Below are 21,403 nucleotides of genomic sequence, written 5' to 3'. Positions count from 1 at the left end.
AGCCTCTTAGTTGAACAGATTTTTGATGTAATCGGTCACGAGATGCGACCGGAAAGTCACGCGCTCGGCCGGATAAGCCGGCGTGAAGTCGTAATCGAAGGTCGCGTGACCGTTCGAAATCTCTTCCTCGCCGTTCAGCGCGGGATCGACCCAGCAATCGGCGCCGGGAAGGATCGCGCCCTTCGGCACGAGGGTCCGCAAGTAGAGGCGGACGCTCGAAGCCACGTCGTCGAAGTATCCGCGCGTAATGCTGCGATCGACGGCCCAGCGGTGAGCACGAGCGATCGAGATGTTAATCATGTCGTCGATGCGCGACACGCTCAGGAACTTGAATTTCGGGTCCTGAGAGCAGGTCTGATTGCCCCAGGTGTACCATCCGCCGTCGCGAATGAAGGTCGCGATCTGGTTTTCGTTCAGGCGGTTCGCGCGGCTATTCTTGCCGACGGAGTCGATGGGGCGAGCAAGCCCGCCGATGCCGAGGATCAGCTTGTTCGACGGCGACTCCCAAAAGCCCGACTCGTTGTCGTTCTTCGCGATGACGCCCGCCTGACGGGCCGAACCTTCCTGAATCACGTACTCATCGCGGGTCGCCGAGAAGCCGGAAACCTTGGGCTCGACAATGAAGACGCGGCGCGAGCCGAAATCGCGGCGGTAGTCGATGGCGGCCTGCTCGGTGAAGTTCGGGCCGTCGGCGATGATATGCGCCCTCAACTCGTCGGCGATCGGCTGAAGCTCGCCGACGACCGGGTTCGCGCTGGCGCCGAGCGAGGCGGTCGCCTCGGCGCCCGTGCCGTCGCCGACGATCTCGATCGCGGGGGTCGCGGTTAGGGCGAAGCCGGGACGGTCGATCGAAACGCCGACGACCTTGCCGTTCTGGACGATGGCGGTTCCGGCCGGGGAGGTCAGGCCGCCGCCGTTGCGGAAGACGACGCGCGCGGCCGTGTAGCCCGTGCCTTGCTTCGTGACGGTAACGGACGCGACGCCGATCGGACGCTGATGCGTGAAGCCGGGGGCGATCAGGACCATCGGCGAGAGGCCGTGATCCGACTCCGCGTCGCGGAAGCCGTGGACGCCGAGCAGTTCGCCGGTCACGTCATCGACGCCGCCGACCACGTTGCCGAGGGTCTGATTGATCGTCGAGCCTTCCTCGACGATGCGCAGGATCACGGCGGCGCCGATCTGATCGAAGATCGCGTCGAGGGCGACGGGGATCGTGCCGGTGATGCCGAGGCCCGCCATGTCCGAACGGCGCGTCACGAGCACGTTGCGGTTCAGGGGGAACTTCGCGCGGTTGGCGCCGGGAGCGGTGCCGATCAGTCCGATGACGGACGACCGGGCGGTCTGAACCGGGCGAATGCCCGTATTGACAGAGACGTTCTCGACGCCGTGAAGGAAGTCGGTCAGGGACATTTCGCGGCGGACCTCTAGGAAACTTCCAAGAGATTAGCCGCGGCTTTATCTTCCGACGGGCCTGATCGAGTAGCCTCGGAGTCAATAAAAAAGCCGAGGCGACTGCCCCGGCTGAGTTATTACTTGTTAACTTCGGAAGATGATCTTCAGCGGGCGAGGATCGCCTTCGCCCGGTCCTCGCCGAAGGCCGCCGCGAACTTCGCCTTCAGCCCCTCGAAGTACGGGTCGGTCGAAACGAGCCGAGTGCAGTCGATCCACATGCGGCGCTCGCGCGTGCTCGCGGTCGCAAGCTCCTCGTCGAAGCCGTCGAGTTCGTCGTCGGTCATACGGCTGAGCACGTCCGTCTTGAAAAGCTCGAAGGGCACGTCGGGCTCGGGGGCAGCCTCGACGGGCTCAGGGGCCGCCAGGACGGACGCCACAGCCTTTCCCTTCACGAAGAGCAGGCCGATGGGGTTGCCGGTCACAGAGGGCGCCTCGATCTCGCGGAAGGCGTCACGGGGGCCGAGGATCGAGACACCGCCGGGGGCGATGCCGTATCCGTCGAACCATTCGATCTCGGCCGCCGTGGCGGCCGAGGCGACGATCAGGTCGCTTTTGTCGATCACGAGATGCATGTTCTTCCCTTACTTTCCGCCGAGGCCAGAGACGCCGATATTGCCGGGCGCGACGCGGGTCAGGGTCGTCGTTCCGGTATTCATGCCGCACGCATAGGAAGAGTTCGGCGAGTAGCACCAGGAATAGGAGGTCGCCACAGCATCGCCGCCCAACGGCCAAATCCGGCCGTCGTATCCGCCCGTCTGCATTCCAGGCCCGGCGATCCGATCAGCACTGCGATAAGACAGGGTTCCACCGTCGGCGAAGAACGCAACATTCTGACCGCTGCCGCACGGGTTCATGATCGAAGAGAACCCGTCCCGGTAGGCAATGACGTACCACGAGGCCATCCCGTAGTTATGCGTATAGCTGGCGCCGGCCGCAACCTTCGTCAGGTTGGTCCCATCCCAGCGATAGGCCCCATCGCTGGCGATCAGAGCATCACGCCCAACGGGCAGGGCGCACTTGTTCGCCATGCCGGCCGGGAACGGCGAGGCCGGGGTCGATACGGGCGCGAGCGAAGTGCCGGCGGCCGTCATGTCATAGATGCCGAAAGCCGTTCCGTTGTGAACGGCCATCAGCGAGTCATTGATCTGAGCGACATAGGAACCGCTCGTGCTGAGCGTGATCGAGCCGGCAAGCTCGACGGTGCCGTCGCTCTTGAACCGATACCGGCGCAGAAGCGTCAACTGACCCGACGAGTTCGCGAACGCCATTACGAGGAACTGACCGTCGCCGAAAGTGTGAGCCGTAGCGTAATAGTAGGTCGAGCTATAGCCGAGAGAGCTTTCGACGGTGATCCGCGAATTAAAGGCGGGCGCGCGATAGAGGCCGATATCGTGAAGGCCGTTCTGACTATTGATCCCGAAAGTGACGACGCCGCCGCGGACGGGGAGGGCGTTCCAATACTGAGCGGCGCCGCCGGACCACGTAAAATTGTTTCCGTTGGCGCTCGCGCCAACGAAGCCGGGGAATCCGGAGTCATAGGAAAGCGGCCCGATGAAGAATCCGGAGTAACCCCAATTCGTGTCGCGCGTGCGCGTCACCATTGCCGAGCCGGCGATGCGCGTGCCGGTGTCGTCCATGCACGGGACAGCGAAGGCGTAGTCGCCATAAGTGGCATAGCCCTGCGTATAGCCTTGCCCGTTCGGGCCGTAGAAGTCGCCGCAAAGCACACCGGCCGGGCCGCCGGAATGGTTCGTCAGGCGGTCACGAACAGCCGGAAGCGAAAGCGGCGTCACGCGCCACACGCCCGACTTCGCGTCCTGAGCGGACAGAACAAGCCGCGCCCACCCGTAGGGCTGGACGGTCGCCAGGACGGCGCCGGAAGCGTTCTTCACGGTCCACTTCGCGAGCGAGCGGTTCTTCACGGCGATCTCGCGGTGAAGATAGACCGCCGGGATCAGGGTCGCGTCGGGAAGCACGAGATCGAGGGTCGTGAAGTCGAGCGCCTTCGAGGCGTCGAGTTCGATCGTGAGTCCCATGTCGGCCGCGACGAGGGTCAGACCGGCGGCCGTGGTCGCGAGCTTGCGGCTCGGGAGGTCGGAACCGAAGCTCGCGGTTTTCGACTCGGTCGCCGTGGCGCGGCCTTCGAGGTTCGTCGCGCGGGTCGTCAGGTCGGCCGAAGCCGCCGTCGCGTTGAAGTCCGCCTTCTTCGCGGCGGCGTTGGTGTCGAAGTCGGTCTTCTTGGCCGTCGCGAGATCGGTGATCTCGGTCTTCTTCGTGCCCGTGAGGGTCACGATCTCGTCCTTCTTCGAAGTCGACAGGTCGACGATCTCGTTTTTCTTCACGTCGCCGAGGGCCGTGATCTCGGACTTGCGCTGATCCGAGAGGATTTGAATGTCGAGGACGTTCGCCTTGCCGCCGATACCCTCGACGGCCTTCGAGAGATAGGCGAGTTCTTCGGCCGTCGCGTTCGCGGCCTTATTCGCGATCTGAGTCGAAAGATTAACGAGGGCCGTATTCAGGTCGGCGGGCATGTTTGTTCCTTGCCGGATCGTCAGATAAGCGGATAAAGACCGAGCGCGGTGCGCAAGGCTTCAGTCTTTCGACTCTTCTCAAGTTTGGTCGCTCGTGCCGAGACTGAAGCGGTCGCCTGCTCGGCGGCCGTCAGGTCCCGGTCGATCTCGCCAATTGCGTCGGCGATCCGGCCCCGATCCTCGCGAAGCGTGTTCGCGGGGTTCGGGACGGGATAGCCGCGAGCGGTGCGGTCGTCGTGCGCGCTCACGGGGCGGCCTCTTACGAGGCCGCGAGGGTGTAGGCGCGCAAGTTGCGCAGGCGGGGCCGCGAGCCGGGCGTGCCGTTCAAGGTCACGTTCACGCGGGGCATCATCTCGGAGAGCGAGGCGACCTCGTGAATGAACTCGCGATACCCGTTGTCGAGGGCGCGGCTCGAAACCTGAGCAGCGTTGACGGGGGTGTCGCCAGCGTCGGAGCCCTGAGCCGTGACGATGACACCCGAACCGCCGGGGATCAGAGCGTCATAGATCACGACGACCTTCGAGTTCGTGCCAGCCGGGAAGGCGCGGCCCGAGTAGGTGCCCGTTCCGGCCTGAGTGCCCGAGATCAGGTTCGTGCCGGGGTAGAGGACCGGCGAGCGGAGCGCGGTGCCGTAGAGCTTCGCGGTGACGCTCACGGCGCCCGTGACGGCCGAGGCAAGCCGCACGGGCTGACCCGGCGCGACGGTGTAGCTCGATCCGTCGGGGAGCCCGATCACGAACTCGATCCGGGTCTGAGCGTCGGGGACGATCACGTTCGCCGAGACGATCAGGTCGGTCGCGTTCAGGACGTTGACGGACCCGAGGGCGATCGTCTTCGTCGTCTCGGTGTAGCGGGCCGCGAGCAGGCGGAAGGCGAGATCGCGATCCTGATGCGGAGTCCACGTCCGACCGTTGCTCGACGAGAGCAGGGCGCCGATCGTGTAGGGCTGGGACGTGACCCAACCGTTCACGTTGTCGAACTTGCCAAGCTCGGCGACGGCGAGTTCCGCGTCGGCGTCATTGCACATGGCAACGATCGCGCGCTCGGTGTCGCCATCGACGAGGATCGGCGCCTCGAAGTCGAACCGGGTCTTACCGTTCAAGGTGATCTCGCCGGGGGCCTTGCGAGCCCGCGTGATGATCTCGCCGGTCGGGATGCCGAGATCGACGCCCCGGATATCGACCATCACGTCGGAATTGCCCTTCGCGCGGAAGTCGAGTTCCACGCCGACGATCTGCTCGGCCTGCGGAAGGCTGAACGTCTGCGCCAGCGGGTCCCAATTCATCCACCACCACGAGCGGGTGATGTTCGTCACGTTCCGCAGGGTGCGGACGGTCAAGGTGCCCTGACCCGTGAAGATCGCATCGCCGACGGTGCCGTTCGCGATGCCGCGGAAGCTCACGAGCTTGCGGCCCGTGGGGATGCCGGCGGGGATCGTGAACTGACCGGCGAAGCGGCCGTTCGCGTCGGCCACGATCACGGAAGGCGAGGTCGCAATCGCGATGCCGTCGAAGGTGACGCCCGTCAGGGGCTCGCCGGGGCCGAAGCCGGTCACGTCGAACTTCACGACGATCGAGCGGAGGGTCGTGATCGCGGTCGTCGAGGTCGCGACCTGCTCGACGGTCTGAGTCTGAGACTGCGAGAAGGTGTTGCCCGAGCCCACGTCGAAGATGCGGGTTTCGGCCGCCGCGAACTGCGACTGAACGATCTCCCACTGATCGACCGCCGGGTTCAAGACGATCTCGGCGGGCGTCTTGCCGAAGGCCATGTACGGATTGATCTTCATCCCGCCCGTCTTGCGGAACTGCTCGATCACGGGGACGCGGGTGAAGGCGAGGGTCGTCGGAACCGTCACGTCGGCCGGGAGCCGCGCCAGGGTCGCCGTGATCGGAAGGATCATCTCGCCGTTGACGATCGCGGCGGTCTGCGGAATGCCCGCGTCACGCATCGAGTCGTCGATCAGCGGATCGACGTAGACGCCACGCTTGTACGCCGCATCGCGAAGGGTCACGTCGGAACGAAGACGCTGCTCGGCGATGATCTGAGTCAGTTCGTCAAGCCGGGAGTTGAAGACCCGAAGTTCCTGCATGGAGACCATGCGGGTGCCGTCGGCGACGAGGGCGCGCTTCGCGTCCCACGACTGCATCACGGAAGCGACGGCGAGAAGGTGCGCCGGGACGCTCGGGGCGAGCGGGTTGAAGTCGGCGGCGACGCCCTTGATCCACACGAAGAGGCCCTGTTCCGTGAGGCACAGGCGGTCGATGCGCGGAAGCTTCGCGTCATAGGTCGTCAGCACGAGGGTTCCGGCCACGGCGCCCGCGACGGTGAAGCCCTTCGAGTCGACGGCGGTCGGCGCGACGCTCGTGATGTAGCGATACTTCACGACATAGGACGAACCGGGGGACGGCTCGCCGCCGGGAAGGGACCAATCGACCATGCCGCCCTGAAGGCGGTAGTCGGAGCCCTGAACGAAGGTCGTCGCGCCCTGTTTGACCTCGACGATCTCGATCACGGACACGTCGGGGAGGGGATCGGCCGCGCCCGAGAAGGCGCCGTGAACGACGGTCGCGGACTTCTCGGCCGTGATGCGGACTTGCTTGATCTCGGCGACCGGGGAGCGATCGAGGGTGATCCGCTGCGCCGCGATGCCCGCCGAGGCGTGCGGCTCGGCGTCGATCGTGCGAATGTTCGCGACGGCCGGATACACGATGCGGCTCGAAGCCTGAAGATCGACGGCGAGGCCGCGGACGCGGGCGCGCCCGGCGGTCACGGTGTAGACCTGTTCGCCCGACGGGAGGTCGGCGCCGGCCTTGGCGTCGAGGCCGCTCACGACGTAGGTGCCGCCCGAGTTGTCGATATCGTAACGGGCGATCGCCTGACGCACGCCGTCGATCTGCGGAGGCGGCTCATTCGAGCGCACGTTGCCGTCGTCGATCGTATAGACCGGATAGAACTCGCCGGCAGTCACGCCGTCGGCCGTGTGTCCCCACGACGGGGTGATCGTGCGGCGGACGGCGCCGGGCTGACCGTAGGCGGCCGAGCCCTCGATCTGACCGTAAAGGTCGGGGCTCTCAAGCTCGGTTTCGACGCCCTCGATCAGGCGCACGCCGACGCTGATCGTGCCGTTGACCGGGACGGTGAAGGCGTTCGACGGCACGCCGCGCACGGCGCCGCGGACGTAGACGGCGCCGCTCTCGACGGTCGTCTCGCCCGTGAAGGCATCGACCGAGATGCGGCAATCGCGGACGATCGCGCCATCCTTCAGAAGCGCGTCGCCGAGGCCCTTCACGCGATCGGCGAAGATCGACTGAACCTCGACCATCTCGGCCTGCTGAAGATAGACGGGCCGGGTCGCCGAGGAGCGGAAAGACACTTCCTCCCAATTGCGGCCGGGGGTGAAGCGGTTCAGATAGCCTTCGATTTTTTGGGTCATCGCTCGTGCTGCTCGACTTAGAAGGTCAGGACGGATTCGAAACTCTGCTGAGTCGCGCCGTTACGAACGATTGGCGACGTGTATTGCAGCACGAGCAGGATGCCGGGGTTCACGACCTCGCCGGGGGCGAGATAGAGTTGACCGGGCGGGACGTTGGGCTTCGCGACGGTGCCGAGCACGACGCCCGTCTCGCGAATGGTTTCGAGCGGGGCTTCGTTGAAGGCGAAGACGGTGCGCGCGAGAAGGTGCGGGGTCGGCACGTCGGACGGGTCGAAGCGCCCGGTCGTCATCACGATCGAGCCCGACTCCGGGTTCGGGATCACGTAACGGCACTCGGTCAGCTTCTTCCGACCCACTTCGTCGAAGAGCGCGGTGCGGGCGGGCGTCTCGGGCGGGCGGGGCGTCTTGTAGCTGACGCGGACGGTGCCCTTCGCTGGAATGGCGCCGGTCAGCACGCGGGTCAGGACGCCCGTCACGACGTTGACCGTGTAGTCGGTCCCGGCGGCGTAGGTATTCAGCTCGTCGGCCGTCCTGACGACCACGCCAGCGACGTTCGTGCGGCCGAGGGCGGCGCGGTTGTCGTCGCCGAAGATCGCCACGTCGGCGCGGTTCTCATCCCACCACGATTGACCCCGGCCCCACGCGAGATGGAGCACGGAGTTCTTCACGGCGGTCGCGAGCGCGGTGCGCCCGCTATCAGTCAGGATCGCCATTAAGAGCAGTTCCGATAATAACGTGAAGGTCTTCCCAGGTCGCGCCTTCCGGCGGCACGAGATCAACCCAACTCTGACCATCATAAGCGGCGGTCCCGACCTCGAAGGAGGTCAGTAAAGTCGCCGCCCCATCGACGATCCGGCTCTCGATCAGGGCGCCGCCGCCGAAGCTGACGCGCGACACGGCTCGGGCCGTCGGCGCCGGGAACTCGATCACGTTCGCGGCCTCGCGGCGCGCCAGGATTTCGAGGATCGGGGTCCCCCTGTTCCATCGCGTGTCGGTATCGAGGCGGAAGCCGTCGGCGATCCACGGAATGCCCGTGGGGGCAACGTCGGCGCCCGTAAACACCGCCTGAAGGCTCTCGACGGGCGCGCCGTAGTCGAAGCGGATGCCGGCGAGGAACGTCGCGTGCGGGGCGAACGCCAGGTCTTCGGAAGCGACCTCATGCGTCGTCGCGCCGACGACGTGCGAGAAGGTCTGAAGCTCGGGCGTCGGGAAGCTCGCCGACTGATCGAGGCTCACGTCGTCGAGTTCGAAGCCCCGACGCACCCGAAGGTTGACCCGGCTCGCGAGGACGGGGAACGACTCTACAAGCCGCATCGTGCCGCGAAGATTGACGGACCCACGCGATACCGCCTCGACGATCGCCTCGATCGCCACCTTCCGAAAATAGAACGTGTCGGCGTCGAGCCGGAAGCCGTCGGCGAGCCACGGCTTGCCCGTCGGCACGAGGTCGCAACCGGGGAAGACGGCGTTCAGGCTCTCGACCGGCCATTGCCGGTCAAGGATCATCGCCGCACGGATGATGCGGTGCGTATCGAGGAACTGATCGCGACGGGCGCCGCTTTCGAGCGAGAAGTTATCGACGAAGCCGGTGTCGAACGGCCGGAAGACGCTCGGCCGTTGCGTGTCGGGGATCGACCAATCGAACATGATGTCATCGACGTACCGAGCGAAGCTCACGTCGCGACGGTCCATCTCGAATGTCAGCACGGCCCGCGTGTCGCGGAAGTCGGCCGACGTGTCTTCCTCGCGCCCGAAGCTGAGCACGGGCTGACCGGGAGCAAGCCGCACTCCCGAGTCGAAGTCGAGCAGCGTCGAGTCGAGCACGGCATAGTCGGGCCGGGCCGCACGCGCGTCGAAGCCCGAATGCACGCGGCTCAGGATCGACTTCGCGCCGATCGAGAGCCGGGTGAGGCCGACGGCGTTCCGAAGGGCGTCAAGGCGCTCGGGGGGCTTGCGAAGCGCGACCTGAAGCTCGGCCCATCGCGGCGAGCCGGGCATGATCTCTTCGACCTCGGCCCCGGCTTCGCCAATCCACGACAGGGCGCGATCGACGGCCGCGAGGGTGCCGCGCTCGCGCTGCCACGTCTTGCCCTCGCGATAGAGCAGTTGCCAATCCTCGACGTAGGCCGCAACCTCGTCGAGCCCCCAATCGCGCAAGAGCCACGGCAAGAGGGCCGGATCGACCGTCTCGCCGTAGCGCGCCGAGATGATGCGCTTCGAGAGCCCGCGAAGAAGGTGCCGGGAATCGACGACATCGACGGCGTTGCGCTCGAAGGCCGCGGCGTTGTGCGGGAGAAGATCGACGAGGCGGGTCACAGAGCGCGGCCCCGGTAGTTCGGCACGATCGAGCGAAGCGACACGGCCTCGCCGAACTCGGTCACGATGTCAGCGACCGGCGAGACGATCTCGATCTTCTTCATCCCCTCGACGAAAAGCTGAGCGTTCGCCCACGACCTTTCGAAGTCCCATTCGAGGCGGCGGGCCTTGTCGAAGCTCGCGCGCACGCGGGAGTCGGCGCGTTCCACGGTGTCGATCGGGGCGTCGGGAAGAAGCCAATAATCGAAGATCAAGTCGATCTCGGCGATGACAGCCGAGCGGGCGACGATCGTGTCGTTCGTGCCCTTCGTGCCGCGCCGGTTCAGGGCGACCCGGACCGTATCGAGAAGGTCGTCGTCGGCGACGCCGCCGTTATCCTTCGCCAGGACGGCGACGAAGATGCTTCCGCGCCCGTCGCCACGAACCGCAACGTCGGCCACGCGCTCGGGCGCCGCCTCGAAGGCGTTCGACTCGTACCATGAGTCGGGGCCGGCGCCGGAATGACCCTTCATGCGCGCTTCGAGGCGCCGGCTCAGGCTCTCGTCGCTCTCGCCCTCATACCTTTCGAGGTCCCAATCGCTCGCCTTGCGGGTCAGGTCTTCGCCGGTCGCGAAGTCCTTCAGGCTCGCGCGGAAGGCTTCATTGATTTCCTGATAAAAGAGAAGGTCCCCGTAGGCCGCGTGGCGGCAAATCCGATTGATCGGATCGCCTCGAAGCATCCACGTATCCCACTCGGGCATCAGCGAGCGCATTTGTGCGATGCGGGCCGAGAAAAGCGACGCGAACTCGGGCTCTCGCTCGATAACCGGGACGGCGAGCTTCGACAGGAAGGCGTCGTCGATTTCACCGGCCATAGTAACCCCCTTCCTCGTCGCCGAGGCTGATGCGTCCAGACGCATCGTAAGCTTCAGAAAAATCGCCCAAGTGCCCGCGTGGGTAGTAAATCCCCTCGATATCGAAGATCGGGTTCCCGTTCGCGATGTCGCTTTCTTCGAGAAGTCGCATCCGCGTCACGCGAAACCGAGGCTCTTCAGCCATGAGGGTTTCGGGGCTGATCCGGTTCAGCGCCTCGGGGACCGCGGCGTAAAACTCGATCTTCGTGAGGGGGCTCAGGGCGCGATCGACCATCCGGGGGAGGTCCGACCCGAAGTCGCGCGCCATCACGAGCGCCCGCAAAGACGTTGACAGGATCGTCGTGATCGACTGCCAAACGTCGTCGAGGCCGCTGATCGTCTTCCCGGTGTGTCGGTCGATCGTCGCCATTCCGCAACGTACCGGCGCGCCCCGCGGGGCGCGGGAGCGTTCCGGTCGCGCTCAGTCTTGCTTCCCGAGGCCGCCGAACCGGACGCTCTCGATCATCCCCTTCACGATGTTCTTTTGCGATCCCATGAAGTCGGGCTCGGCGGGCGCGGCGAGGTTCGCGCTATCGAGAATGCCCTTCAGGTCGCCGATCGTCGAAGTGATTTGCCCCAAGGTCTGAGACAGGCCGGCTTTTTGCGCGACGAGGCCCGCAAGCTGCCCTGCCGCCTGCTCGCCGCCGCCTTCGAGGTTCGTAATCTGGCGCCCGATGTCGGCGATCTGAGACGTGATCCCCGACTGTTGCGTCACGAGGCTGGCGATCTGCGAAGTCGCTTGCGTGATCTGACCTTGAATAAAATTCCCCATCATGTCGCCGATACTGTCTATCGTCGGCAACTGAAACTTTCCCATCGCGAGCTTAAGAAGAGACTGAGCGTAACCGGGCAAGAGCCCCGTCACCATTTGAACCATCTTCTCCATCCCGCCCGGCGCTTGATTGAAGATCGCGAGCAGGCCGGCAATCTGCGGATTGGTCGGCAAGAGCAGATTATGAAGAAGCGAGGTCGCGAAGTGCTGAGCGGAGATCGTGTGCTCGGCCTGCTCGATCCGCGCGTGAAGGCCCTTCATTTGCTGATTAAGGTCGAAGTTCTGAGCGGACACGGCCGCCAGGGTGCGCGCCATGCTGGCGCTCTCGCTCGACGGCCCGGTCGATTTCGCCTTCGAGCCGGTCTGAACCGTGACCTTGCCGTTCGACATGCGAACGGCGCCGTCCTTCGAGCGGAGCGTGACCTTGCCCGTCGCGTTCGTCGCGTCGAGAGTCAGTTCCCCCGTCTCGCGGTCATAGCCGACGACGGCGCCGTTTTTGAACTTGCGCTTCCACTCGCCCGGCTTCTTCGTCGGGGCCTTGTTCTTCTTCGTGAACGTGGCCGCGGGCAAGACTTGCGCGGTCGCAAGCTCGCCGCCCTCGGTCAAGAGAACGACCTTCTCGCCCTTTTCCAGAAAGTGAGCTTCGGACTCGCCTTCCTCGCTTGCCCGGCCGCCGTTCGCCGGAATCCAGTCGGTGATGATATGATTATCGTCGTCGTTCTTATCGCCGATCAGGACGCGATAAGACGGCGGCTCGCGCTCAAGATCGACCTCGGCGATCTCGCCGAACTTGATCGCGTCTTGAACCCGGCGATCGAGATCGGTCGTCTCAGGATCGCCGACGCCGCCCGTGCGGCTATTGTCTCGGGAGAACTTCACGGCAGTCTCGGGAGGCTGGAAAGGGGCGGGCCTTTGCCGGCGCGGATCACGGGCGTCGGCTCGTAACCGTTCAGGATCGCATCCACGTCGTTCGGGATGCGCCCGGCGGCCTGGACGATCTTCCTCGCCCGGTACGTGACGGCATAGGTCAGACCGATCGCCCCCACGGGCTTGCGGACGTTTTCGGTCACGAGGTCGATGTCGGTTTCGTGGAGCGTCATGTTCGCGCCCTCGAAGCCGGGGATGCTCCACCCGTCGAGCGCGCCTTCGATCTGCTCGGCGAGGTCATCGAGCTTGTCGTCTACGGACTCGCCAGCGCGAAGAAGCCCCTCGATCACGACCGAAAGCGTCGCCTTGCGCCACGCGAGCGAGTCGTCGATCGGCTCGGAATAGTCCTTCTCTTCGCGTGTATAGATCAGGATCGCCGGATAATCGTCATCGGCGATCGGGGCGATCCGCGAGGCAAAGACCTTATCGTCGGCAGCCGTCGGGTATGTCCCGCCGACAGCCGTCTTCAGCCGATTGCGGATCGCGTGACGAAGTAGCTTTCGGGGGTGCGTCATTCGTCGCGCTCGATCAGCATGAGCACGGTCATCCCGGTCCCGTCCGGTTGCACGTCCTGAACGGTGAAGTCGCCGCCCTCGTCGATGTCGTTCGGCGTGATCTCGACGCGCGCGCGTTGCTTGATCCCGGCGAGCGAAGCCGTCAGGCATTCGAGGCGCGGCCCGGTCGAAGAGAACTTCGCGCCGCTCTGCATTTGGTATTCCGAGCCCGGCCAACGGTTCGCGTCGAACGTGGCGTGCTGATCGTCGAAGATGCCGAACACGCGACGGCGCTCGCCGCCCTTTGCGGGGGTGACGAACGCTTCGCGGCCGAAGGCGTCGATGAAGCAGGCCCGGTCGTCGGCCGTTTCGAAGCTCATTGCATCGCCTCACGTAGGCTCAGGGCGGCGTCGATCTCGTCGGCCGTGGGTTGGAAGCCGAGGATGCTGGAAAGGGCTCTGACGCGCGGCCTACCGCCTTGCGTCCAATCCCCCTCGTCTAGGAGGTCGAAGGCTTCCATGACCTCGGCGACGCGGCCCTCGGCCCCGCCGGATTCCTGAGCGGGAAGGGCGGAATCCGGCGGCGCGTTCTCGCCCTCGGGTTCGGTGACGGGCTCGGGGGCCGCATCATCCGCCGGGGCGATCGGATCGGAGGCCGGCGCCAGGGGATCGCCGCGATCAAGGATCGAGAGTTTCCCCTTCAGCGCCTCGGCCTCGTCGAGGTCGAAGTCGTGGAAGATCGAGCCGGGCGGGTGATAAACACCCGCCCGCTTCATCCTGACGAGCGTTTGCACGCTCGCCATCGCTACCGGACCTTGGCGCCGAGGGAGCCGTTCGGACGGTAGGGCACGAGCAGCGGGGCGGACTGCCCGAGCACGTAGCGAACCGACGGCTCTTCCTCTTCCCAGGACTTCACGAAGAACTGACGGGCCTGCATTCCGGCCTTCAGGTCCTTGATCGCGCCGAAGTGACGAACGCCCTCGACGTTGGCGCACATGACGATCTCGCCCGCGGGGAGAAGATCGACTTCCTGCCCGGTCTCGGGGTCCTCGTACTTGTCCGAATGCACCCACAGACGATACTCGCCGAAGAGGGCGACGAGGCGGACGCCTTCCTTGATGACCATCGGGCCAAGCTCGACGCGAGCCTGAGTCAGCGTGGCGACCGTCATGTCGAGCATGAGGCGGGCGGCCTTGCCGAAGGCGTCGTCGGCCATGATGCGCGCGCGGATCGTCTTCCACACGTCCACGGCCATGAGCACGTCATTCGCGACGAGGCCCGACTTGTCGAAGATAAGCTGACCGAAGTCCTCGATATCGTCGAGGAAGTTGCCGGTGTCCCACTTGTCGGAGCCGGTCAGCACGACGGTCAGGTCAGCATCGCGGCCGAAGTCGATCTCGTTCTTCTCGTAGTCCTGAGACTCGAGAACGATCTTGCCGGTGCGGATCGTCTCGGCGGCCATCTGCTCCAAGCGGCCCTGCCACATCTCGATCTGCTCGTTCAGGGCGAACGCGACCGAGGCGGCAAGCCGCTGTTCCGGGGTCAGCGATCCGCCGAGCTTCTCGCCGACGGTGCGCTTGAAATACTTGCCCGGCTCGAAGACGCGCTTTTCCTTCAGGTAGGCCGGCGACACGGACTTCGAACGGAAGCCCTGCTCGCGCACGATGCGGCCCTTCACGAGGGGCGAGACGAGCGGCGTGATAAGCCGGCGACCCGGCTTCTTCACGTCGAACTTCACGTCCTCGGTGTCCGAAGTCTCGTACTCGGTGAAGAAGCGATTGAGGAAGAAGGCCGTCCGAACGACGGGCGTCTCATCGACGACCCGGTTAAGGGCGGTAGTGCTAAAGAGGTCCATCGTCCGGTTTTTCCTTGGCCTATTCTTCGAGGTTGCTTGCCGGCCTTAGCCGAGCGGGTTTTCGAGGTAGATCGAGCGGAGGCGGAACGGCTTGTCGATCGAGCCGAGGGTGTGGCCGGCGCCGAGGATCAGCTTCTTCTGATCGAAACGGCCGGTGATCGCGGCGATGCCGTCGGCATCCTTCGGCCCGGTCGCATCGACATCGGTCATCAGGACCCGATCGGGGACTTCCGAGCCGTCGGTGACGGCCGCGGTGTTGCCGCCGCTCGTGATCGTCTTCTCGGACTTGACGAACTTGCCAGCGTCGGGACCGCTCGCGATCTCGCCGAGTACAGTGCCACGGGCGAGCTTGCCCGCGCCGGCCTTGATCTTGATCTTCCGCGCCTCGTAACCGCCGAGGATCAGGGAATCGGGGGTGATTTCCCCCTCGTTTTTGTTGAAGTGCGCCACGTTCAAGGCTCCCGTTACTTGCTACCGAGGGCCGCGGCCCGCGCGCTCATGATCGCCTTGACGGCGGCGTCGTCGCCCGTCGCGACCGGAGTACCGCCGGGGGTCACGTCCGCATTCGCGGCCTGATCCTCGTCGATCGCCTTCCCGCGCTGAGCGCCCTTCGCCTTCTCGGCCTTCACCATCAGAGCCGCGAAGTCGCCCGGCGTGGAGCCCGATTGAATCGCCTCGTCGCGCTCGGCCTCGTAACCGGCGATCGTCAGGTCGTGGATCGACGAGACACGCTTGCGCTCGGCGGCCTGGACGGTCGCGGTCGCGCTCGCCGTGGCGGTCGCGGTCGCCTCGGCCTGAGCGGCGGCGACGGCGGTCGCCTGAGCGGCGGCGGCCTTCTCGCGCTCGGCGGTGACGGCCGCCTCGACGGCCGCATTCATCTCTTCCGTGGTCGGCATTGCTTGGGACTCCTGGTTGGACAGACGGCCGCCACTGGCGAACCGGGTTTCGCCCGCCGCGAGCGCGGCGAGGGTTCCTTCGAAGGTGCCGATCGAGTCGGCCATGCCGGCTGCGACCGCGGCCTGACCGATCAGCACGTCGCCTTTTCCGAAGGCGTCGAGCACGCGATCGACGCTCACGCCGCGGTTGACCGCGACGGCCTCGACGAAGACCTGAGCGAGCGCATCGACGCGGGCCTGAACGCGCCCGCGACCTTCGTCGCTCGTGATGTCGGACTTCTTGAAAGGGGACTGAGACGAGACGAACTCGACGGTCGCCACGCCGCGCGCGGCGTCGCGCGCGCTGGAATCCGCGTAGCTCGCGCGCACGCCGATCGAACCGAGCGCGGCCCCGGCGCCGACGACGATCGAGTCGGCGGCCGTGGCGAGCCAATAGGCCGCCGAGGCGCCGAGGTCGCCGACGTAAGCGACGATCGGCTTCACGCCGCGCACGTCCCGCACGGCCGCGGCAAGCTCCCCGATGCCGGCCGCCTCGCCGCCGGGCGAGTCGATGTTAAGCAGGATCGCCTTCACGCCGAGGTTATCGACGGCGGCCTGAAGGTCCCGGCGCAACACGTCATAGCTAGACGCCCCGCTGAACTCGGTCATCAGGTTCGCCCGCTTGAAGAGCGGGCCTTCGGCCGTGACGATCGCCACGCCGTTGCGGAGCGTCGCCCGCTCGGCGCGCGCCAGGGCTTGCGCCCGGTACGCTTCGAGGGCTTGCGGCGCGGGCTGATGCTCGCGCGAAGCGATCTCGATCATCTTCGCGAGGGAGTCTTCGTCCATCGCCCAAGAGGCGGAATGAACGGCGTCGAGAACGCGGACGGTCACTGATCTTCCTCGGTCTTTCCGCCCGGCTCAGGCTTTTCGGGGGCGCCCCCGGCGGCCTTGTTCGGGTCAAGCGTCTCGGGCTCAAGCTTCAGGGCCACGCGAAGAGAATGCTCGCGGCCCCGTTGCTCGGTCGTCTTCTTCCAATCGCCGCCGGTCTTCTCGGTCACGACTTGCTCAAGGGTCTTTCCGCCCATCTCGACGGCGATCTTCTCGGCTTCCCATTCCTTTTTCGGATCGAGCACGAGCTTCGACGGGGGAATCCACATGGCGCCGAGGTACGCGGCCCGGCGAACCGGATCGTCGAAGCCGGGGGCCGTGAGCAGGCCGGCGTTCACGGCATCGACGATGAACCACTCGTAAACGGGCTGACAAAAGGCGTTCACGAGCCATTCGCGACGCTCTTTGAAGAACTGAGACGCCATCTCGATTGCAGCACGCGACGCCGAATAAGACGCCGTGAAGTGCATCACGAGAAGTTCGTAGGGGATCGACAGTGCAACGCCGATCTGACGCACGACGGCGAGGAAGAACGGGTCGAAGTTCGTGTTCGCGGTCGATTGCGCGACCTCGATCGACTCGTCGCTCCCCAACTCGACGACACTTCCAGAACCGAGCGTGACTTCGTTCGACGCCATGCCGGGGAGCGGGGCGGTCGCGCTGGCGAGCCCGTCGTCGTTCGCGGTCTTCATGAAGACCGTGAAGAACGACGAGACGACCGCCTTCATCAGTTCGGCTTCGCTGTAGCGATCGAGTTGCTTCAGCGTCTCGATCACGGGCGCCAGGAAAGGCACGCCGCGCGTGAGGCCGGGACGCACGCGCTCGAAGACGTGGAGCGCCATGACCTCGCCCGAGGCGGCGCCGATGGCGGGGACTTCCTTGAAGCCCGAGATCGCCGAGATCACGTCGTCGCCGGGATGATCGTTCGCGACGAAGTAGCTGACCGGCGCGCCGTCCTCGTCGATCCGAACGCCGTCGCGCACAGACGGGTCGTTCAGGTGCTCGACGGGCGTGACGATGCGGTCGGCCTCGACGATCGCCAGGGCGAGCGCCAGGACGGCTCGAACCTTCGCCTTGCGGCGCAAGACGAGGGTGTCGCCGCTCTCGAAGACCGTCGAGAAGACGAGCGCCTGAAGCTCGTAAAAGTTCTGATGCCGCGTGATGTCGGCCGCCTTCGAGACGGCCCAGCGGTGAAACAGCTTCTCGGCCTTTTGCTCCCATGCCTCGGCCTGCGCCTCGGTCATGCCGAGCAGTTCGCGGTCGATCTGAGCGCGGACGTGCAAGCCGGTCCCGACGACGTTCGACCGGGAGGTCGCGCGGGCGCCGGTCGCGATCGGATTGTTCCGCAAGAGGTCGCGCGAGCGGGACCGGAGCGTTTCGAGGTCACCGAGGGTGTCGGAGTCGGCCGAGCCGGCGCGCGTCATCCACGCCTTCAGGGCGTTGCGCGTCGAGCGGGCGCCGGAATATTGACCGGCGGCGTGAAGGGCGATGCGGGCGTTATAGCGGCGCACCCCGTATCCGGGGGCGAGGGCCGTGATCGCGCGATCGAGGATCGAGGGGGCGACGGGGATCACAGCGGGACGATCCGCGTGACGCGAACGCCGCCGCTATTCTTCCGACGGACCTCGCGCTTCAGTTCGGCGGCGCGCTTGGCGAGCGACGAGTGATCGACGCGCCAAATCTCGCGATCCTTCAGCGCAATACGTTGACCGCGCTGCTCGACCGTTTCGAGGGCGGTTTCGATATCCGCAAGTTGATCTTCGACGCTCTTCGCCATTCGGCAAAGGTATCGAGGCCGTTATTCATTGGCGGGGCCGATCTAGTCGCCCCCGCCGTGTCGTTACGCCTCTTTTGCGATTACGCGGTTCTTTGCGCGTTTGCATCTCCCAAATCTTTGCAAAACTGAAATAGCAACCGGAACACGCTATGATAACGTTGGAGTTCAGCCTCTAACTGATCGGTCTTAATTTCCCAATTCTTTTGTAATAAATTTGATCCACCTTTCCTTAGGGCAGTCTTCAGTGAATTTTCGTCGGCGTCGTGAATTACGATTAGTTCACTATGCGCAATATCGCCGCGGAAAGTATTAAGCGATCTCAATTCGGCATAGATCGCGTCCCACCTTTTACGAAAATCTTTGTCGAGCAGATTAATCAAAGCCGCATTGCAAAGTTTTATCTTTCCTGAAGTCCAGCTTTGAGTGCCTAGAAGGGACGTTGCTAGAGGGATAGGCTCGCTTACTCTACCTTCAAACGACCTCCACAGAACAGCTTCAAGCCAACTCTCTAGGGCGGCATTCTTTGTGATGACCTCTCCGATTAGTCGGTGATAATTTAAAACCTCGGCTTGAACTTCGCTCATTTTATGCCCTCGATAGATACCTCTTCAACCCGGTTGCTTGGCGTCGCCCGCCTTCCGGCGGCGGGGTGCCGCCGCGGGAGGCATCTCGCCCGTCTCGGAGTCTGCTCGGCGCCTTCCGCGCTCGCGGAAGATTTCGAGGCCATCCGGTGGAGACGCACCGTCGAGATAGAGCCCGACGAGGATCGCGATCGTGCCGGAAACTCGGCTCTTCTCGTTTTCCATATTTAAAACGTGATCGTTGCCGTTCGTCGCCGACAGGCCGAGTGCTCGCGCCAGTTCCGAGCGCATCAGGGGGCGACCGACCCCCCAAAGCTCCCCGAGGCGTTCGCGTGCCGCCGTGATCTCTGCCCCTCCCATGTTCGCCCTTCCTGAGCATATCCGTCGGCATCTCGTCGAGGCCGACGGATGAGATTGATCGGATCGTATAGCCGAAACGTAGGGGAACCGCCACTCACACAACCGAATTAATCGGTTGTCTTCACAACTGAACCCCGGAACTCCGAACCCGGCGGCGCGGCCGAGCCGCCGCCGCGGCCGGGGCGAGCACGGCGCCTTCCCGAAGGGAGGGGCCGGCGGCCGTCGGACGGGGCGCAGCGTTTCGGTTGACCTCGGCGGCCTGACGAAGGGCCGAGAGACGGCGACTCATGTCGATACCTAAAGAAAGCCGCGCCGCAATCCCATAAACTCGACAATCCAGCGGCTCATTTCGAACGCGATCTTTGATCCACTCTTTTTGCGTGAATCCGCGCCGATCGACCTTCAAAATTGCCTTTTCCGCAGTCAAGCCGTCGAAATACGGCTTTTCATACGGCTCTCGATTGGGAAAGTGACAGTATCCCGGCCCCGGTTCCTTGACGCCGAGGCGCTTGTAATGAAGGTCTTTCGCTTGATCGACGCCGAGCACGAAGACCGTGATCTTTTTCGCGGCGTTCTTCGTGCCCTTCGGCGGCCAAATCGGCTTGCCGGGTCCGCCGATGCCCTTGATCGCGTAGACCTTGCGGCCGAGCCGGGGTCGGGCAAAGTCATAGACCTGTTGCGTGAAGTGGCCGCCCGAGTCGATGCAAGCCGCTTCGACGCGCATGTCGATTCCGGCCGGGTGCGGGAACTCGCGAAGAAGAGCGTGATCGAGTTGTTCCCAAAACGAGGGGTTGTTCGGGTCCCCGTACCTCACGGCGTAGTCGAGCGACCATGACTCGTCGTCGGACCCCCATCCGATCCACTCGACCTCGAAGCGATCGTCCTGAATATCGACGCCGCACACGATCGTTCCGACGCCCGAGGGGATCGCGGTCGTCGTGTAGTCCTCGCGGCGGCCGAGCAGCGATCCGCCGTCGGCGCGTTCGCCCTTCTCTTCCCAGGTCTCGGCGAGCCGGGTGTTGACCCACGTCTTCAGCCGCTCGGGGTGCGGTTTCGCGAGCACGAAGTCGCGCGCCATGACGCCAAGGGCCTGCCAGGGCGAGGCGATGCGGTTCAGGTGGAAGCCGGCATGACCTTTGACCTCGGGCCGGGTCGCGATCCATCGGCCGCGCTGAACGGCTTCAAGCCGCTCGGCCTCGGACCACGCATAATCACAGACCTCGCCGGTCTCGGCGTCGGTCGCCTCGCAATGGTAACGGGCCTCTTCCGGCTTGCCCTCGGGCCACCGGACTTGCTTCCATTGAAGGTGCTGCTCGTGAGCGCACTTCGGGCACGGCACGAAGTACCGACGCTGATCGCTTTCGAGGTATGACGCCTCGATCCGGCTCGCACCCTTGATCGTGGGCGTCGAGACGAGGATGATCTTCCGATTCCAGAACGTGGTAGTTCGCTCGACGGCGAGCGAAACCGGGTCGCCTTCCTTGCCGGCGCTCGCCTCGTAACGGTCAACCTCGTCGGCGAGCAGGATTCGGATCGGTCGCGAGGCGAGCGAGGCCGGCGAGTTCGCGCCCGCGAGCGTGATATGTCCGCCGGGGTACTTCTTATGAAGAATAGTATCTTCGGAGTCGCGCGAGTGCGATCCGAGCTTCGCCGCAATAACCGGCGTGTCTCGGATCATCGTCGAAAGACGATCTTTCGAGAATGCCTCGGCCATTTGCAACGTCGGTTGCAGAATTAGCATCGGGCACGGATCAAGATCGACGTGAAAGCCCGCTAGGTTCAGAATTACTTCGGATTTGAAGCTCTGAGCGGAGATCATGGCCGTGACAAGCTCGATCTCGGGATCAGAGCAAGCATCCATGACGCCGCGAGACGGCTCAACGCGGCTAGTAGACCATTTTCCGGGCTCGGAAGATGCTTCTGACGACAGTTCGCGCCGGTCGTCGGCCCATTCCGAGACCGTGAACTTCGGCGGCGGCCCGAAAGACTGACCGATAAGCTCGCGGACCCGCGCGCGAAGGCGTTCCTCGTGCGCCGCGTCGAAGTCGCCGAGGACTTCGAGGGTCGCCGGGTTGAAGTCAGCGTTCACGCGGCGGCCTCCCCGTCGGACGGGGGCGGCTCGTCGGTCCAAACCGTGTCTTCCGACGAGCATTCGGGGCAAAGCTCGTCGAGCACGCCAGGGCCGGGCACGAGGTCGGCCCGCAACCCATGCCAGCCGCACGAGTCGCACTGAGCGAAGCGGTCACGCGC

The 21,403-nt window shown here is 64.8% G+C and carries 21 protein-coding genes; all 21 read right to left on the bottom strand.

Annotation, left to right across the window (positions count from 1 at the left end):
• Positions 1-6: 6 nt before the first annotated feature.
• A complete protein-coding gene (locus tag MFF01_RS13720) occupies positions 7-1,167 on the bottom strand; it encodes a phage tail sheath family protein (RefSeq protein WP_238226227.1) in 1,161 nt (386 codons plus the stop codon).
• 389 nt (positions 1,168-1,556) lie between these two features.
• Positions 1,557-2,015 (bottom strand): hypothetical protein, encoded by a 459-nt coding sequence (locus MFF01_RS13715; protein ID WP_238226225.1) that lies wholly within the window; start codon positions 2,013-2,015, stop codon positions 1,557-1,559.
• Between the two features lie 18 nt (positions 2,016-2,033).
• Positions 2,034-3,983, bottom strand: coding sequence for a hypothetical protein (locus tag MFF01_RS13710; protein WP_238226224.1), 1,950 nt, complete (start codon positions 3,981-3,983; stop codon positions 2,034-2,036).
• A 20-nt stretch (positions 3,984-4,003) separates the two neighbouring features.
• A complete protein-coding gene (locus MFF01_RS13705; protein ID WP_238226222.1) occupies positions 4,004-4,231 on the bottom strand; it encodes a hypothetical protein in 228 nt (75 codons plus the stop codon).
• An 11-nt stretch (positions 4,232-4,242) separates the two neighbouring features.
• Positions 4,243-7,416 (bottom strand): DUF4815 domain-containing protein, encoded by a 3,174-nt coding sequence (locus tag MFF01_RS13700; protein ID WP_238226220.1) that lies wholly within the window; start codon positions 7,414-7,416, stop codon positions 4,243-4,245.
• A gap of 17 nt (positions 7,417-7,433) precedes the next feature.
• The gene (locus tag MFF01_RS13695) at positions 7,434-8,129 is read right to left on the bottom strand and encodes a BW3TFN family phage tail fiber component (RefSeq protein WP_238226219.1); all 696 of its coding nucleotides are present in this window, start codon (positions 8,127-8,129) and stop codon (positions 7,434-7,436) included.
• Positions 8,113-9,732 carry a phage tail protein gene (locus tag MFF01_RS13690; protein WP_238226217.1) on the bottom strand — a complete coding sequence of 540 codons (1,620 nt, stop codon included), beginning with the start codon at positions 9,730-9,732 and terminating at the stop codon, positions 8,113-8,115. Before MFF01_RS13690 ends, MFF01_RS13695 begins: the two co-directional genes overlap by 17 nt.
• The gene (locus MFF01_RS13685) at positions 9,729-10,586 is read right to left on the bottom strand and encodes a baseplate J/gp47 family protein (RefSeq protein WP_238226215.1); all 858 of its coding nucleotides are present in this window, start codon (positions 10,584-10,586) and stop codon (positions 9,729-9,731) included. The genes MFF01_RS13690 and MFF01_RS13685 overlap by 4 nt, the downstream gene beginning before the upstream one ends.
• Positions 10,576-10,995, bottom strand: a complete 420-nt coding sequence (locus tag MFF01_RS13680) for a GPW/gp25 family protein (RefSeq protein ID WP_238226213.1) — start codon at positions 10,993-10,995, stop codon at positions 10,576-10,578. The genes MFF01_RS13685 and MFF01_RS13680 overlap by 11 nt, the downstream gene beginning before the upstream one ends.
• 51 nt (positions 10,996-11,046) lie before the next feature.
• Positions 11,047-12,276, bottom strand: coding sequence for a phage baseplate assembly protein V (locus MFF01_RS13675; protein WP_238226211.1), 1,230 nt, complete (start codon positions 12,274-12,276; stop codon positions 11,047-11,049).
• Complete coding sequence (gene gpU, locus MFF01_RS13670; RefSeq protein ID WP_238226209.1) at positions 12,273-12,839, bottom strand: phage tail terminator protein; 567 nt, start codon at positions 12,837-12,839, stop codon at positions 12,273-12,275. Before gpU ends, MFF01_RS13675 begins: the two co-directional genes overlap by 4 nt.
• On the bottom strand, positions 12,836-13,198 hold the full coding sequence (locus tag MFF01_RS13665; protein ID WP_435404637.1) for a head-tail joining protein: 363 nt from the start codon (positions 13,196-13,198) through the stop codon (positions 12,836-12,838). Before MFF01_RS13665 ends, gpU begins: the two co-directional genes overlap by 4 nt.
• Positions 13,195-13,620: a hypothetical protein gene (locus tag MFF01_RS13660; RefSeq protein WP_238226205.1), complete on the bottom strand. Its 426-nt coding sequence runs from the start codon at positions 13,618-13,620 to the stop codon at positions 13,195-13,197. The genes MFF01_RS13665 and MFF01_RS13660 overlap by 4 nt, the downstream gene beginning before the upstream one ends.
• A gap of 2 nt (positions 13,621-13,622) precedes the next feature.
• Complete coding sequence (locus MFF01_RS13655; RefSeq protein ID WP_238226203.1) at positions 13,623-14,672, bottom strand: major capsid protein; 1,050 nt, start codon at positions 14,670-14,672, stop codon at positions 13,623-13,625.
• Between the two features lie 45 nt (positions 14,673-14,717).
• Positions 14,718-15,122, bottom strand: coding sequence for a head decoration protein (locus MFF01_RS13650; protein ID WP_238226201.1), 405 nt, complete (start codon positions 15,120-15,122; stop codon positions 14,718-14,720).
• A gap of 14 nt (positions 15,123-15,136) precedes the next feature.
• Entirely contained in the window at positions 15,137-16,264 is a 1,128-nt protein-coding gene (locus MFF01_RS13645) for a S49 family peptidase (protein ID WP_238226199.1), read from the bottom strand.
• A gap of 170 nt (positions 16,265-16,434) precedes the next feature.
• Entirely contained in the window at positions 16,435-18,009 is a 1,575-nt protein-coding gene (locus tag MFF01_RS13640) for a phage portal protein (RefSeq protein ID WP_238226197.1), read from the bottom strand.
• Positions 18,006-18,212: a hypothetical protein gene (locus tag MFF01_RS13635; protein WP_238226195.1), complete on the bottom strand. Its 207-nt coding sequence runs from the start codon at positions 18,210-18,212 to the stop codon at positions 18,006-18,008. The genes MFF01_RS13640 and MFF01_RS13635 overlap by 4 nt, the downstream gene beginning before the upstream one ends.
• An 80-nt stretch (positions 18,213-18,292) precedes the next feature.
• A complete protein-coding gene (locus tag MFF01_RS13630; protein ID WP_238226193.1) occupies positions 18,293-18,796 on the bottom strand; it encodes a hypothetical protein in 504 nt (167 codons plus the stop codon).
• A gap of 24 nt (positions 18,797-18,820) precedes the next feature.
• Entirely contained in the window at positions 18,821-19,153 is a 333-nt protein-coding gene (locus tag MFF01_RS13625) for a hypothetical protein (protein WP_238226191.1), read from the bottom strand.
• Positions 19,154-19,274: 121 nt separating this feature from the next.
• Complete coding sequence (locus tag MFF01_RS13620; RefSeq protein ID WP_238226189.1) at positions 19,275-21,242, bottom strand: phage terminase large subunit family protein; 1,968 nt, start codon at positions 21,240-21,242, stop codon at positions 19,275-19,277.
• Positions 21,243-21,403: the final 161 nt, after the last annotated feature.

Origin of the sequence: Methylobacterium adhaesivum, assembly GCF_022179065.1 — a bacterium.
GTDB lineage: Bacteria > Pseudomonadota > Alphaproteobacteria > Rhizobiales > Beijerinckiaceae > Methylobacterium > Methylobacterium adhaesivum.
Note: the sequence above shows the minus strand (reverse complement) of the source record. Positions and strands in the feature narration are given on the sequence as shown.